Source organism: Corynebacterium argentoratense DSM 44202 (assembly GCF_000590555.1).
Classification (GTDB): domain Bacteria; phylum Actinomycetota; class Actinomycetes; order Mycobacteriales; family Mycobacteriaceae; genus Corynebacterium; species Corynebacterium argentoratense.
In genome coordinates, this window is record NC_022198.1 from 610,485 (window position 1) to 626,010 (window position 15,526).

14 protein-coding genes are annotated in these 15,526 nt (G+C 57.9%); 10 read left to right on the plus strand and 4 right to left on the minus strand.

Going from position 1 to position 15,526, the window contains the following annotated elements; genetic code table 11:
• Window positions 1-170: 170 nt before the first annotated feature.
• On the plus strand, window positions 171-1,193 hold the full coding sequence (locus CARG_RS03035) for a GIY-YIG nuclease family protein (protein WP_169733193.1): 1,023 nt from the start codon (window positions 171-173) through the stop codon (window positions 1,191-1,193).
• A gap of 2 nt (window positions 1,194-1,195) precedes the next feature.
• Here the strand turns inward: CARG_RS03035 and CARG_RS03040 are convergent, their stop codons facing one another.
• Complete coding sequence (locus CARG_RS03040) at window positions 1,196-3,160, minus strand: hypothetical protein (protein WP_020975925.1); 1,965 nt, start codon at window positions 3,158-3,160, stop codon at window positions 1,196-1,198.
• 52 nt (window positions 3,161-3,212) lie between these two features.
• Window positions 3,213-3,932: a hypothetical protein gene (locus CARG_RS03045; protein ID WP_041746933.1), complete on the minus strand. Its 720-nt coding sequence runs from the start codon at window positions 3,930-3,932 to the stop codon at window positions 3,213-3,215.
• Between the two features lie 478 nt (window positions 3,933-4,410).
• Between CARG_RS03045 and CARG_RS03050 the strand changes: the two genes are divergently transcribed.
• On the plus strand, window positions 4,411-5,040 hold the full coding sequence (locus CARG_RS03050) for an ATP-binding cassette domain-containing protein (RefSeq protein ID WP_020975927.1): 630 nt from the start codon (window positions 4,411-4,413) through the stop codon (window positions 5,038-5,040).
• Window positions 5,041-5,066: 26 nt separating this feature from the next.
• Here CARG_RS03050 and hutG read toward each other — a convergent pair whose 3' ends face one another.
• Complete coding sequence (hutG, locus tag CARG_RS03055) at window positions 5,067-5,978, minus strand: formimidoylglutamase (RefSeq protein ID WP_020975928.1); 912 nt, start codon at window positions 5,976-5,978, stop codon at window positions 5,067-5,069.
• Between the two features lie 22 nt (window positions 5,979-6,000).
• Between hutG and CARG_RS03060 the strand changes: the two genes are divergently transcribed.
• The 5 genes from CARG_RS03060 (at window position 6,001) to hutH (ending at window position 11,815) form a co-directional block, all read left to right on the plus strand.
• A complete protein-coding gene (locus CARG_RS03060; RefSeq protein WP_020975929.1) occupies window positions 6,001-6,789 on the plus strand; it encodes an IclR family transcriptional regulator in 789 nt (262 codons plus the stop codon).
• 85 nt (window positions 6,790-6,874) lie between these two features.
• Window positions 6,875-8,584, plus strand: coding sequence for a urocanate hydratase (hutU, locus tag CARG_RS03065; RefSeq protein WP_020975930.1), 1,710 nt, complete (start codon window positions 6,875-6,877; stop codon window positions 8,582-8,584).
• Window positions 8,565-9,050, plus strand: a complete 486-nt coding sequence (locus CARG_RS03070; protein WP_169733194.1) for a CoA transferase — start codon at window positions 8,565-8,567, stop codon at window positions 9,048-9,050. Before hutU ends, CARG_RS03070 begins: the two co-directional genes overlap by 20 nt.
• An 8-nt stretch (window positions 9,051-9,058) precedes the next feature.
• Window positions 9,059-10,240, plus strand: a complete 1,182-nt coding sequence (gene hutI, locus CARG_RS03075) for an imidazolonepropionase (RefSeq protein WP_020975932.1) — start codon at window positions 9,059-9,061, stop codon at window positions 10,238-10,240.
• A gap of 45 nt (window positions 10,241-10,285) precedes the next feature.
• Window positions 10,286-11,815: a histidine ammonia-lyase gene (gene hutH, locus CARG_RS03080; RefSeq protein WP_020975933.1), complete on the plus strand. Its 1,530-nt coding sequence runs from the start codon at window positions 10,286-10,288 to the stop codon at window positions 11,813-11,815.
• A gap of 54 nt (window positions 11,816-11,869) precedes the next feature.
• On the opposite strand, the gene pth is transcribed toward hutH, so the two are convergent.
• Entirely contained in the window at window positions 11,870-12,388 is a 519-nt protein-coding gene (pth, locus tag CARG_RS03085; RefSeq protein ID WP_020975934.1) for an aminoacyl-tRNA hydrolase, read from the minus strand.
• A gap of 161 nt (window positions 12,389-12,549) precedes the next feature.
• On the opposite strand from pth, the gene CARG_RS10195 reads away from it, so the two are divergent.
• From CARG_RS10195 to CARG_RS03105, 3 genes are read left to right on the plus strand one after another with little or no spacing between them, the layout of a single operon-like run.
• Window positions 12,550-13,146, plus strand: a complete 597-nt coding sequence (locus CARG_RS10195) for a thioredoxin domain-containing protein (RefSeq protein ID WP_169733195.1) — start codon at window positions 12,550-12,552, stop codon at window positions 13,144-13,146.
• Window positions 13,147-13,149: 3 nt separating this feature from the next.
• On the plus strand, window positions 13,150-14,820 hold the full coding sequence (locus CARG_RS03100) for a cytochrome c biogenesis protein DipZ (protein WP_020975937.1): 1,671 nt from the start codon (window positions 13,150-13,152) through the stop codon (window positions 14,818-14,820).
• Window positions 14,798-15,526 (plus strand): response regulator transcription factor, encoded by a 729-nt coding sequence (locus tag CARG_RS03105; RefSeq protein ID WP_020975938.1) that lies wholly within the window; start codon window positions 14,798-14,800, stop codon window positions 15,524-15,526. The genes CARG_RS03100 and CARG_RS03105 overlap by 23 nt, the downstream gene beginning before the upstream one ends.

Sequence of the window (15,526 nt, forward strand, 5' to 3'; positions counted from 1 at the left end):
AAAGAACCCGATCGGATGGCAGTCCGATCGAGGTTTCGGGCGAAACGCCCGTCTAGTTGAGAAGTCTGATGAGCTCAACTAGTGCGGTCGTAAGGACCACAAGCTCGGTCAGCAGTTTTACTACCTCGCTAAAGGTGCTGCTGGCCGAGCTTTTGCCTAAAATGACAACCGTGACTGACACACCCCGGCGCTCCCCGCGACGTCATTTCACCCGCTGGGTCGTTGAACCGGGCGACACGCTTGCAGCCATCCTGGCCGAACTACCCACGCGAAGCGGCGTCTACATCATCGAATTCGCCAACGGGGAACGCTATGTAGGCGAAACGGAAAACATTCAGACTCGCTTCGCCACACACGTCCTACGCTCCGGGCAGCACGCACCGTGGAAAGACGCCGTCGCACTCCAATTCTGGCCACTGCCGAAATTCAGCCGCGCCGAACGCCAAGTCGAGGAACGGAAACTCATCGAAGAACTGCGCGCACAAGGCCACACGCTTCGAAACCGCACTTGGAACCTTTACTCCACACAGCCCGGAACACTCGACGGTACCCTCGACGCCGACACATTCGAGCACTGGGCAGCCGGCACCATCGACCACGCCATTCGGCGGGACTGGCACGAACCAGATGCTGTCCTAGAGCGTTGCATCCGCGACGGCTCCAAACTCATGCGCAACACTGCGGCCGTCCCGGGGTTATACGGCGCAATTATTGATGACGTCGCGTCGGTACTTCACCGCACCATCCCCATGCCGGTCACGTTGGAGGCCAAACGCTGGACTTTAAGCGACTTCCCTTCGACCAGTGGTGGCCGCTTTGTCACACTCAACGTGGGAAGACTAGAGGTGTACTTCGCGCCCCGCGAATGGGATGACCCGTGGGTGGTGCTCAATGCTGCGTTGGGAACCGTGCAGAAGATTAAACGCGAACGACAGCTCAAGGAGTTGGACGCCGTGGCCAATAGTGGAGCATACAAAGGACACCCCGTTGACCAGTTTGCTTTTGGTGCGGGTGAGGTCGCGGAAGCATTTGACCGGTCGCCAGCATTGCTGGAAGGCGTGCGCCGGTTGACGATGCAGTTGATGCGGCGGGAAACCTCTGGCCTGTTCGCACGTCATCACAGTGAGGTGCTGGCGACCGAGGTATTCCGCTACATGCATGTCAGCTACTTTGATGGTGACACCAGCGGGTAGTTTTATACGTCCCATCCTTCTTTTCTGAAGAAGTGCTCCGCGATGGCGTGCTTGACCGGGCTATCGGCTACGAAGGTTCCTGCACGTAGTTCGCGCCGGGCGTGGCTCATTGCTTTATTAAACTCCGTCTGCGGGAATTGTTTTTGCATATGTTCTGGTAGTAGTGACCATGCCCCGAAGGAGTGCGACGGCAACCCACGTTGTGGGCCCAGGAGTGCGCGTAGGTTGTGTTCGCGCTCAAAGTCGGCGACACTTCCTTGCCGCCGGCTGCGACTGATCGATGGCTTTGTTTTCCCGCTCCCGGTTGTGGTGCCGGCTGCTCCTGCCATGGGGGCGGCCCCCATCATCGGCCCCATTGGTCGACTGCTTGCGCTGTTGGATCCTGTTGCTGTGGTGGTGGGGGACTGCGGCGTACCACCACTGCCGATCATGCTGCGACCTGCACCACCACCGGGTGTGCCGGGGCCTGTGATGCTACGGCCACCGATGCCGCCGATACTGCCAGCGGATAGACCCCGGCTGCCTGTACCGAGTGCGGCACCCGCACCACCGATCCCGCCGATACTACGAAGGGATGTGCCCCCGCCGCCACCACGGCCGCCAATCCCACCAGTGCCGCGCTGGGTGAGTTTGTCTGATAGTTGTTGGCTGAGTTTTTCTCCCGTCAATCCAGTGATCAACGGCCTAGCTCCACTCCCGGTGGTGGGTGTAGTGCCAGTTGTTGTGTGTTGTGCGGCGGTTGCTTTGAGTTGTTCTAGTGCTGGAGTAAAAGCACCGTGGCTGCCTGCGGATGGGTTGGTGGCAAACACTTGTGATGGGTGCATTCCCTGGGCATGGCCCAGCCCTGTGGTGTGTGCATTAGACATGCCGGGTGTGGGTGTAGGTGCTGTGGGGGTGGCGACGGCGTGCTGGGTGCCGACCTGCTGTAGTGCATCACTTGTTGCGCCGACCGCTTCGAGGGAGCCACCTGTGCCAATCGTGTTGGCTTGGGTAATGGTCTGTTCGAATGCGATGGGTTCGACGCTGGTGGGGCCTGCGCCTGAGACAGAACGTTTACCGGTGTGGCCGGCCTCCCGTTCGCCGGCTTGGCCGAGTATGTCCATGAGGGTGTTAAACGGTGGTATGGCTCCGGTGGTTTGTGTGCTGAGCACGCTGGCGAAGGCATGGAGGAAGGCGTGTTCTGCTGCTTGTTGGGCAAAGGGGTTGGGTAGTGCTGCGATCATGGCTTGTGCTTGGGCGATGGTGGTGGTTGCTTCGGCGTGGATGGCGTTCATCAGGGAGACGTTGGTGGCCATGGTGTGGGCGGTGTCGATGAAGTGTTGACCAGAGGTGATGATGGCGTTGATTTGTTCGCCTGCAGCGGTGAAGGTATCCCCTTGGTTGTTTGAAGCGAGATCGCTGGCGGCTTGACGCACATCGTTGACGACTGTGCTGAGCGTGTTAGCTAGGTTCCGCCAGGTGTGTTCGGCTGAGCTGAAGGCTGCAGTGTTGGTACTGCCTAGTGCGTTTGCTAGCCAGGTGAGGGATATTTCGGCGTGGGCTATGGGTGGGGGAAAGATGAAAGGGGTGATGGTGGTGTCGGGTCGGGTGGGGAAGTGCTGTGTGCTGTCTGCGACAGTGGCACCGGCGTGCGTGTCGCCTGGTGTGGTGGAGATGGTGTTGGCGACTGTGTCGAGTTGGTTGCGCAGTGTTGTGTCGGTGGTGGTCAGTGCTTGAGTGGTGGCGTTGAGGTTGTCGGCGACCCATTGGAGTTGGTCCGCGTAGTTTTTGAGTACTTGGTATGCGGAGCCCTCCTGGCCGGACAACACATTTGCATGCCCCTGCGCCAGTTCCCGGAGACCGGAGACCTGGGTAGCGGTGGCTAGATCGGAGCCGAGTACATTTTTGCCAAGGAAGGTGGTTGTCGTAGCGGCCGAGGCGAAGTCGTGAGCTGCGTTAGTGATGCTGTCAGGTATGTATTGGAGCATTTTTCCCCCGAGTTTTTATTTGAGTAGTTTTGGTTGGGTCGATGAGAAAGTCTTAAGTGATCCCCAAGAGCGCGTTGTGGACGGTAAAAGCAGTAGCGCACGCCGTTGGGATGTTTGATGGGGTGGAGCTGTCGGTATCAGAGATCATCATTAGTTGCCCTTTGTCGGTTCGTGTCACTGAGATACAGGAATCGTTTGCATTTTCCGGAAATATTTGCCAAGCACTGCCCTTCGATTCGGGTAACGGTAAAGGCTCGGACAGACTGTGTGCAAGAGGAATGTCGATCGTGGATGGCAGCATTCTTAGAAGTATCTGTTGTTGGTGGTCTGGGGTTGGATAGTGTACGAAACCGCAGATCTTCACTTCAGGGCCATCCACTGGAAAGCTGTTGCCGAATTTTTCGAGGCCGAGTTTTTCCTGCATTGCTTCCGGCATGTCGCAGGGGTCCCACACGTCGAAGCCTGGTTGGGTGTAGATCTCCGATTCGTCGGGTTCCAGTGGGCGTAGTGGGGCAGTGGTGTCCCTAGTGGGCCACTGCGTGTCAGGATTCGCCTCAGCCATGTGGGTGGCGGAGGCTGCGTCGGGTGTTGATTCCCCCGCGGCGTCATTCCTTTTGGACAGTTGCCCCGCGGCGAACCCGACGGCGAACATGACAACGAGCGTAAGCAGCAGGCCGAGCACGATGAAGGCGATCTTGGCGCCTTTGCTTAGGCCTTGTTTGTCTGGTTCGGGTTCTGGCTGGCTGGGTGGAACGAAGACACTTTGTTGCATACCGGTGTTGTGTGGTGCGTCGAATGTGTTCCCGCCGCCGGTGGGTGGTGGTGATTGTGGTGGATACATCTGCCCTTCCCCTTCTAGTTCACCGGTGTGCGGTGAACGTCTAGAACATTCCCCTCAGGTGAGCGCCCAACCCGTGGCGTGGGGTGGGATGTTCACCGTGGCGGCGCGCGGAGATGACTGTCTGAGCGCCGTCAATGTACTTAGACGTAAAAGATACCTGAATCGGTTCCATGGGATCTTAAAAAAATTTGCATCATCCGTCGACTCTTAATTCTCTGTAGCTGAGTACACCGCCTAACAGGGTTTTTATTTCGGCTCGACAACGTGTCGAACACCGGCTGTGCTGCACGAGCGCGGGTAATTACCCCAATTGTGGGGTGATTAAAGTTTTCAAGTATTTGAGATCTGGAACACTTTCTACTGTATGGTCCAAAAGGTGCAGTAACTAGACCTTTTAAGGAGGCTTGCAGTGTCAACCGTTGCGGGGCGCACGGAGTTTCTACGAGCCCTCGTAGGCCTCAGCACCGTGGAAAGCGGAACAGTATCGCTCAACGGTGAAACGTACACCCCATCGCGCCCAGCAGCTGCAGCATCCCGCGGGCTCGTTTATGTCACGGAAGAACGGAAAACCGACGGAATCGTTGCCCAAATGAGCGGGCTCGATAATGTCGCACTACCTGTTCTCAAACGTTATACGCGTTTTGGTTGGTTGCGTCGTGGCGCAATGGATGAAGCGGCCCTGGAGATCCTTGGTAAATTGCAGATTCGAGGCGACGTTATGTCGCCGGTGGAATCCCTGTCGGGTGGAAACCAACAGAAAGTTTTGCTGGCTCGTGCCATAGCGCAACGACCTACGGTGCTGCTTCTTGATGAACCCACCAAGGGCGTTGACATTGGCGTGAAGAATCAGATCCATGACCTCCTGAAACACATGGCTGAGGAACAAGGGTTGACTCTGATAGTGGCTTCCTCCGAAGAGGAAGAAATCTTGAATCTAGCGGACCGAGTCGTGGTCTTTGCCAAGGGAAGTGCGATCACTGAGCCGATTTCTACCGGCGCGCTCGACGTCGCCCGCCTCCACGAGCTCGCCTGGAGCTAGCCCGCACAGGAGGGGTTGTGAAGGGCTTATCCCGCTACAATCGCGGCGATATCCCACAGCAAGCGGGCGGCAACTTTCGCCGTCCGCCCATCAACGTCAAACCCTGGATTCAACTCCACCACGTCCACCAGCCGTAGCTTTCCACTTGCCGCCACTTGGCAGGCGAGTGCACGAATAGTAGCCAGATCGACGCCAAGCCCCGCAGGTGCGCTTACGCCCGGCGCGACACCGGCTGGCAGAACATCCAGGTCAATCGACAAATGAATCACGTCGTGTGATTCGAGGAAGTTCGCTACGACGGAGTCTGCTTGGTCGATCTGCCAATCTTCCACGTAGGTTGCGCCCAGACGGCCAGCCTCATCGAACAATTCCTGCGTGTTATTCGGCCTTGAAACGCCTACTACCAGGTAGTCTGGTCCGCAATCGAACTGTTCACAGATTTGCAAAAATGGGGTTCCTGACGTCGCCTCTTCCGCACGCCGCAGGTCAAAATGTGCGTCCAAATTAATCACGCCGACACGAGGGGAGCGTGAGCTTTCGTTGGTGCGGGAGTCCCTCGCGGCGTCATCGTTGAGCCCATGGCGTAGGCCGCAATGGGAGCCGTAGGCGGTTTCGTGGCCCCCACCGAGGACAAACGTCACGGGATGTGAGCTCACTGATGCGGCCACCGCCGCTGCTAATTCTTGGTGGCCTTGCTCGAGGTCTGTTCCTCCAACGGTGACGTCGCCGTGATCAACAACGCTCAATTGACCATGCACTGCCAGCGGTGCGAGTGCCTGTCGCAGTGCGGTAGGTCCCTCGGAGGCCCCCGGTCGCCCGTGGTTGCGCCTCACCCCCTCGTCACTTGCGAAACCCACAATGCCTACCGTGCTATCGCCCGAATCAGTGACGATATGATGCCAGCGGGGTCCGTCGCTACGTCCTGTCCAGATGCTCATGATTGCACTATAGAGTGTTGTCATGAGTCCCGGGAAGAGTCGCGTACCAGCCGCTGCCAATACTCTTGCAATTCTGCAGGTGCTTACAGCCGCTGACGTGCCCATGTCTGCAGCCCGCATCACTCAAGAAACAGGCTTGCCGCGATCAACGGTGTACCACCTATTGTCCGTCATGGAGCAGGCGGGTTTTGTTGTTCACTTGGCGGAAGAGCAAGCCTACGGGTTGGGGGTTGCGGCGTACGAGATGGCGAGCTCCTACTCCCGTCAACAGCCTCTGGTTCGCGTTGGTAGGCGATACGCGGCGGCGTTGGCTATGCAGGTGGGTGGCAGTACGCACATTAGTCGTCTGTCTGGTTCGGAGGTTGTGTATCTGCTGGAAGAACGCGCGCCGGATGCGGTGCGTTTGCTAACCGATGTGGGGGTTCGCCTCGATGCTTATCGGACGGCTAGTGGTAAGGCGATGATGGCGTATCTTCCGGCTGCTGAAGTCAAGGCTGCGGTCGGTGTCCACGGTGTAGGCGGGCGGGATTTCTCGGAGTTCGAGCATGATCTTTGTATTGTGCGGCAGCGGGGCTGGGCGGAGGAGACAGGCTTGGTAAGTCCGGGGCAGGAGAGTCTTGCGGTGCCTCTCTTTGATCATTTGGGTCGTGCTAGCTCATCGTTGGCTCTTACCTATCGTCAGGGATCCTTGGCGGAGTCTAAAAAACAGCAATTGCTGGCGGAAATGGTGGAGACTGCCGGAAAAATAGCCAGCACGGTGTACGGAAGTAACGTGCTTCACCTGCATAGTCTTGGATCCCAGACAATATAGTTCTTCAGCCGCTGGGAATCTTTAGTATCGGCCCTTACATTTGTGGCAATCCACAATCCAAGTCATAAAATGCGAAGGAGCCACAATGAGTGAAACCACCACTAACACGAACGGCAGCAGGGTCATCCGCGCCCCCCGCGGGACTGAGCTGAATGCAAAGTCCTGGCAGACTGAAGCACCCCTGCGCATGCTCATGAACAACCTCGATCCCGAAGTGGCTGAGCGCCCCGAGGAGCTTGTGGTTTACGGTGGTACCGGCAAAGCCGCCCGCAACTGGGAAGCCTTTGACACTATCGTCGAGACCCTCAAAACTCTCGAAGACGATGAAACGCTTCTTGTTCAGTCCGGAAAACCCGTTGGTGTGTTCCGTACCAACGAGTGGGCGCCCCGCGTCCTAATCGCTAACTCCAACCTCGTTGGTGACTGGGCAACGTGGCCGGAGTTCCGCAAGCTCGAGGCCGAAGGTCTCATGATGTACGGCCAAATGACCGCCGGCTCCTGGATCTACATCGCCACGCAGGGAATCCTTCAGGGTACCTTCGAAACATTCGCTGCGATCGCGCGCAAGCGTTTCGGTGGAACCCTCAAGGGCACGATCACCCTCACCGGAGGCTGTGGTGGCATGGGCGGTGCCCAACCGTTGGCGGTCACCCTTAACGGCGGTGTGTGCATCATCGTCGATGCCGACCGCTCTCGCCTCGAACGTCGCCAGTCCAAGCGCTACCTCGGTTGCGTTGCCGACTCGCTTGATGACGCCGTGTCGCGCGCTCTGGCCGCGCAGGCTGCGGGCGAAGCACTGTCCATTGGCGTCGAGGGCAATGCTGCTGAGATTTTCCCCGAGCTTCTTCGCCGTCATCGCGCCGGCGAAATCAAGGTCGACATCGTCACCGATCAGACCAGCGCACACGATCCCTTAAGCTACCTACCAATTGAAGTAGCTTTTGAAGACTGGCACCGCGAAGCTGCTGAAGACCCCATCACCTTTACAAAGAAGGCGCGGGAGTCCATGGCAGCACAAGTCCAGGCCATGGTGGAATTCCAGGACGAAGGTGCCGAGGTGTTCGACTACGGCAACTCCATTCGTGACGAAGCACGACAGGCAGGCTACAACCGTGCCTTCGAATTCCCAGGATTCGTGCCTGCTTACATTCGTCCCCTGTTCTGCGAAGGCAATGGTCCATTCCGTTGGGCAGCGCTATCCGGTGACCCCGAGGACATTCGAGTCACCGACCAAGCGCTGAAGGAGTTGTTCCCAGACAACGAGCATCTGCACCGTTGGCTCGACGCGGCCGAAGAGTTCGTGGAGTTCGAAGGTCTTCCTGCTCGCATCTGCTGGCTAGGTTACGGTGAGCGCCACAAAGCCGGCATGCTGTTCAACAAGCTTGTCCGCGAAGGCAAACTCAAGGCCCCGGTGGTCATCGGACGCGATCACCTCGATTCAGGATCGGTCGCATCGCCCTACCGAGAGACCGAATCTATGCTCGATGGGTCCGATGCGATCGCGGACTGGCCGCTGCTCAACGCTCTTACCTCAACTTCTTCCGGTGCAACCTGGGTGTCACTGCACCATGGCGGTGGCGTCGGCATCGGCCGCTCCATCCACGCAGGCCAGGTGATCGTCGCTGACGGTACCGACCTCGCAGAAAAGAAGCTCGAACGAGTGCTGACCAACGACCCCGGTATGGGCGTTATTCGGCACGTGGATGCCGGCTACAACCGAGCCGATGAAGTCGCACGCGAACGCGGCGTGCGCATCCCAATGCCATTCAACTCTCGTGAAAACACTGACAACTAGGGGACATGACCATGCGCTTACCGTTCCTTTCTCCACCTACGACGCCGCTGACGGCCCAGTCGTGATCGCAGTGAGCAATGACAAGCTCTTCGCTGCGTTAGCGGCCGCACTCGATCGACCTCAATGGATCGAAGACTCCCGGTTTGCAACCTATGACGCACGCTTCGACCACCGTGCAGAGATGCGCGCAGAGATTAACGGTGCGTTGAGCGGCTTCACCGTGGAACAAGCAGTAGATAGGCTCCAACAACATGGCATACCCACAGCGCCAGTTGTCGGTGTCAGAACCGTACTGAGAAACGAGTACGCTACTCACAGAGGACTCATTGCACGTGAAGAAGACGGCTTTGAGACACTAGCGAGCCCTCTACGCCTGCGAGGCACTGTCGCTCCCCAACGTGCACCAGAGCCCAATGAACACATGGACTACGTCCTCAACACAGTTCTCAAAGAGCCACCCCGCTAGGAGCAACCATGTCATCCACTCTGTTCACAGGCATATCGGAACTACATACAGTGAGTGAACGCGGCGTCATTAACAACGGGGCGGTGATCATTCAAGACGGCACCATTCAGTGGGTTGGTCCAGCCGCAGAAGCGCCAGCTGCTGACCAGGAAATCGACTGCGGAGGACGGGCAGTGCTGCCGGGGTGGGTCGACAGCCACACCCACATGATCTTCGCCGGCGACCGTAGCCAAGAATTCGCTGCACGAATGGCAGGCGAAGACTATGCGGCAGGTGGCATAGCAGTCACCATGAACGCCACCCGGGAGGCCGGCGAACATGCCCTCACTGAACTGCTCAAACAACGCATCCGTGACGCCCACGCCGGAGGCACTACCACCATCGAGACGAAAACCGGATACGGGTTGGATACACAATCAGAAGCCCTAGCCGCGCGAATCGCTGCGGCTCATGTCGACGACGTCACCTTCCTTGGCGCACACCTCGTACCCCCAGGTGCCGACCCAGATACCTACCTCGACGAAGTCTGCGGCCCCATGCTCGATGCTGTCGCCCCACACGCACAATGGATCGACGTCTTCTGCGAACGCGGCGCATTCAACGAGGAACAATCACGCCGAGTTCTGCGCGCCGGGCAAGCACGTGGACTCAAGCCCCGCGTTCACGGCAACCAACTCGGCGAAGGCAGCGGGGTACAGCTCGCAGTAGAACTAGGGGCCGCCAGCGTTGACCACGTGAACTACATCAATGCCGAAGACATTGAGGCGTTAGCGAGTTCCAATACCGTCGCGACCGTGCTACCCGCCTGTGATCTGTCCACTCGCCAACCACTAGCGCCCGCCCGCACCCTAATCGATGCGGGAGTTCACCTCGCTATTGCTAGCAACCTCAACCCGGGAACCTCCTACACCTCATCTATGAATTTCTGCGTGGGCACCGCTGTGCTGCAGATGCACCTCAGCCTCGAAGAAGCGATTAGAGCAGGTACCTCTGGTGGCGCCCGAGCCCTCGAACGCCATGACACCGGTAACGGACTCGACCCTCACAGGCGACCAGCCAAAGGAACACTCGTGGAAGGCGCCGCAGCCGATCTTCACATTCTGTGCAGTGCGCATGCCATCGATCTTGCCTACAGGCCTGGAATGCCCATGACCCACCAGACGTATCGTGCCGGCCGCCGCGTGGCCTAAACTGCGGATTATCAAGAATCGTTTTCACAAAAACAAGGAGCACTAATGATCACTGTGAGCACTGGGCCGCTATCCATCGATGATGTCGTCGCCGTCGCTCGACACGACGAACCCATCCGTCTCAGCGATGAAGCGCGCGCAGGCATTGCAGCCACCCGCCAACACATCGATAAGCTGGCGGAACAGCAAGAACCTGTCTACGGAGTCTCCACCGGATTTGGCGCACTAGCACGACGTCATATCCCCCACGAACAGCGAACACAACTTCAGCGAAGCCTGGTTCGCAGCCATGCGGCGGGCTCCGGCCCAGAAGTAGAACGAGAAGTAATCCGGGCGCTCATGCTGCTGAGGCTATCGACCCTGGCGACTGGTCGCACCGGTGTACGCGTCGAAGTCGCAGATACATACGCCGCCATGCTCAACGCAGGAATTACCCCGATCGTTCACGAATACGGATCGCTCGGGTGCTCAGGTGATCTAGCTCCGCTATCGCATTGCGCACTCGCGCTGATGGGGGAGGGGCGAGTTCGTGACGCACAGGGGCGCGCCATGGACGCAGCGGAAGCCCTCGCCGCCGCCGACATCGAACCCCTCGTGCTGCGGGAAAAGGAAGGCCTTGCGCTCATCAACGGAACCGACGGCATGCTGGGGCAACTGTGCTTAGCAATCGTCGATCTGCGCCAACTAGCAAAGACCGCGGACCTCGCCGTCGCCATGAGCGTTCAGGGCCTTCGCGGAACCACGGGAGTGTTCGAACCACATCTGCAGGCACTGCGTCCGCAGCCAGGTCAAGCAGTATCTGCGGCCAACATCCTTGCCCTTAGCCAGCAATCTCCCTTGCTGGACGCGGCCTACGAAGAGTTCAAAACGAGCCACGTGCAGGATGCTTACTCGGTGCGCTGCTCCCCGCAGGTTACTGGTGGGTTCCGGGACACCATCGACCATGCGGCTCGCGTTGCAGGTTACGAGCTCGATTCCGCTGTCGACAATCCGGTCGTTACTCTCGACGGCGAAGTTCGATCTAATGGAAACTTCCATGGTGCACCAGTGGCCTATGTACTTGACTTCCTGGCCATTGTTGCCGCAGATGTGGCCAGCATGTCAGAGCGCCGCACAGATCGTTTCCTCGACCCTGCACGAAATCGGGGCCTGAATCCATTCCTTGCGGATGATCCAGGCGTCGACTCTGGGCACATGATCGCCCAGTACACCCAAGCTGCGATCGTTTCGGAGATGAAGCGATTGGCTAACCCTGCCTCCGCCGATTCCATTCCTTCCTCCGCGATGCAGGAAGACCACGTGTCCATGGGATGGTCGGCAGCGCGAAAACTACGCAAAGCAGTCGACGGATTGCGCAGGGTGCTAGCAATCGAAATCCTCACAGCTGCCCGCGCCATCGATATGCGCGAACAGCAACCATCGCCCGCCGTCGCCGCAGTCATCGCCAGGTTGCGTGATGACGTCGCGGGGCCCGGTGTTGACCGGTTCCTTTCGCCCGAAATTGAAGCCACCGTTCAGCTCGTCGCTGACGGAACCCTGCTGGATGTTGCAAACCAGGTGTGCCCCATGCAGTAGCCCGGCAGTTGTCACCGTATGGGATAGCAGTGCCTCCGAGCTACAGCAAGGCCGCTACAGCAGGGTCGCGATCAGATCAGCCGCATCAGCAGCCACGATCGGAAGCTCGTCGCGTTCTCGCTTCGAAAAATCCTCCAGCACAAACTTCGCCGGAGTCATCCTGCCCGGAGGCCTACCAATCCCAACCCGAATCCGCTGATAATCCGGGGTAGACAACGCCTTAGTAATATCGCGCAGACCATTGTGGCCATTCCCGCCACCCCCAACCTTGTGCACGACCTGGCCTAGATCTAGATCCAACTCGTCATGCACCACAATGATGTCCGCGGGCGGAACCTTGAAAAAAGAAGCCACATTTTTTACAGGCCCGCCCGACAAATTCATCATCGACCGCGGCTTTACCACAATCACATCAGGGAATTCCGCGACGTCAACATTCGTACGTTTATGTGTACCGAAACGGCCACCGCGGTCGTCAACAAACGCATCCACGACGATAAAACCCGCATTGTGGCGAGTCATCGCGTAACGAGGCCCCGGATTACCAAGACCAACTAGCAGCTTTTTCGCCAAGGGGTACCTCCTCAGGCGCTTAATACAGGCGCGTACTCTTCGTTGCCCACACATCACAGTGAACAGTGGCGACAGTGAGAATAGTTTATTTAGCGCCTTGTCACAGAATCGTAAGAATATCCCACCGGGGTTCGTAATTTCTGCTCTTTACAATGGGCATCATGAGAATCCACAAGAGTTACCTCACAGTATTGTTACTACCCGCTTTGGCACTGGCTGGCTGCAGCTCCAGCTCGGATGCAGACAAAAAAGATGACGCCATGATGTCGACCTCCGCGACGTCGAGCGCGATGAGCACGTCGTCCGAAGCCCCTGAAACTTCAGCGGCCATGGACAAAGATGCCAAGGACGGCATGAAGAAAGACTCCATGGAAAAGGACGGCATGAAGAAAGACTCCATGGAAAAGGACTCCATGAATAAGGACTCCATGAATAAGGGCGGCGAATTTGTCACCTACGAGCAGTACATGGAGCACTCCGACGCAGCAATGCACCACGACGGCCGAACCGTCCTCTTCTTCGACGCATCCTGGTGCCCCGACTGCCAGAAACTCAAGAACGCCCTAAGCTCCGAGCACGATGTGATCCCCGCTGACGTGACCGTCGTCGACGTGGACTACGACTCCCACAACGATCTGCGCAAACAGTACGGAGTGACCATGCAGCACACCTTCGTTGAGGTGGATGCGCAGGGCAACAAGGTCAGCAGCTGGTCCATCACCGACCCGTCGGCGCTGAATGAAAAGCTTGCAGGCTAGCCGATGATTCTCACTGGGCTACTGTCGTTCGGCGCGGGTCTGCTCACAGTACTCGCGCCCTGTGTGCTGCCTTTTCTACCGATCATCGTCGGAGGCAGCCTACGCGGACATCGATCGCGACCGTACATCGTCGCGGCGTCATTAATTGCTTCACTGCTCGCATTCACACTGCTATTGAAGGCAAGCACAGCGCTCATCGGAATTGATCCGCGCTGGTGGAGCATCATCTCCGGAGTAATCGTTGTCCTGCTGGGCATCGCTATGCTGTTCCCGGACCTGTGGACGCGTGTGTCGCTCGCTATTGGCTTCGACCAAAAGTCGCACAACATCCTTGACCGCGCAGTCAGCCACGAAAAGCGCGTCACCTCAGCCGTGTTAACGGGTGCGGCACTCGGCCCAGTGTTTTCCAGCTGCAGCCCCACCTACGCGTGGGTGATCGCAACAGTACTACCCGCAAGCCCCGTGGCGGGACTGATCTACCTCGGTCTCTACTGCGTGGGCGTTGGGGGAGCGCTGCTTGCATTTTCTCTACTCGGCAGGAAGCTTGTCGACCGAGTGCAATGGGCGGCCAACCCCCGAGGATGGTTCCAACGAAGCATCGCCGTGCTGTTCATCATCATCGGCCTGGCCGTGAGCACCGGAGTCGATAAGAAATTCGAAACATGGGCAGTGTCATGGGCGCCGTCCTTCACCGAAATCGAAAACAAACTGCTCCCCAGCGATAACGACGATTCATCCGCCGACGCCGCAGCTCCTACACAGTCGTCGGGTGCTGCCGCCCCAGACTTTCAGGGAATCGATACATGGATCAACAGTGATCCGTTAAGCATCGATGAACTGCGAGGCAAAGTGGTGCTGGTGGACTTTTGGACGTACTCCTGCATCAACTGTGTGCGAACCCAGCCGTACCTGAACGAGTGGTACAACAAGTATCACGACGACGGATTGGTGATCGTCGGCGTGCACGCACCGGAATTCACCTTCGAAAAAGACCCAAAGAACGTCGAGCGTGCCGTGGAAGAAGCGGGTATCAAATACCCAGTCGCTTTGGACAATGACTTCGCTACCTGGAACGCCTACAAAAATAAATACTGGCCAGCGAAATACCTGATTGATGCTCAGGGAAACGTGCAATACACCCATTTCGGTGAAGGCGAATACGAAGACACCGAGAAAGCGATCCAACAGCTACTCGATGTACGCCAACCCGTGTCCACGGTGGACAATGGCCTTGCCGCCGGAGTTGGTCAGTCCCCCGAAACCTACCTGGGCACCCAGCGTGCACGTAACTTCCAAGGCGACCACCCCCTGCGCTCTGGAACAGGGGAGTATGACGCCGCGGGGGAACTGGACAGCGACGAATGGACCCTGGGTGGAAACTGGGATGTTCAGGATGAAAAAATCACCGCTGACAAGAGTGGCGCTACGTTGACCTACGTGTTCGATGGTGCGGAAATGTACCTGGTGATGAGTGGTCGAACAGGCGCAACAGTACACGTATCGGTTGAAGGTGAGCCGGATGCCTTCGGCGACGACGTCACAGATGGGCGTATTACACTAGACGGAAGTCGCTTGTACCACCTCGTTCATCTACCTCAACCGCGTACGAAGACCACGGTGAAGTTAACCTTCGATGAAGGAGTATCCGCTCATGCATTCACCTTTGGGGGCTGACGAACCCTCCCGCAGCACAGTGCTCGTCGTCGATGACGACTCCACTGTTCGCAGCGTCGTCGTCGACTACCTGAAGGCGTCAGAATACGACGTCACCGAGGTCGGCGACGGATTGCAGGCGCTACAGCTGGCGCAAAGCCAGCGGTGGGACCTTCTCATCTTGGACCTGATGCTTCCGTCGATGGACGGACTAGAAATCCTGCGTCGCGTGCGGCACTCGGATCCAGACACTCCGGTTATTTTGTTGACAGCCAAAGGCACGGAATCCGAGCGCATCCTGGGGCTTGAAACAGGCGCCGATGACTACATGACCAAACCTTTTAGCCCCCGTGAGCTCGTTCTTCGAGCAAACACCATCATTAGAAGAACTAAAGCCAAAGCCGAGCTCGAGCCTGACCGCGACGTCATTTCCGATGGGGACCTACACGTCGATCTCACGGCAAGGAAAGCATCCAACGGCGACGAAGAGCTATCCCTCACCGTGCGGGAGTTTGATCTACTCGCACACTTCATGAGCCACCCCAACCAAGTATTCTCACGAGACCAGCTCATGGGGGCTGTGTGGGGATGGGAAATCGGTGACCCCTCAACGGTAACTGTCCACGTGCGACGTCTGCGCAGCAAGATTGAGAGCGACAGCACGGCACCGCAACGATTGGTCACAGTATGGGGAACCGGCTACCGATGGGAACCACAGGAAGGTTGA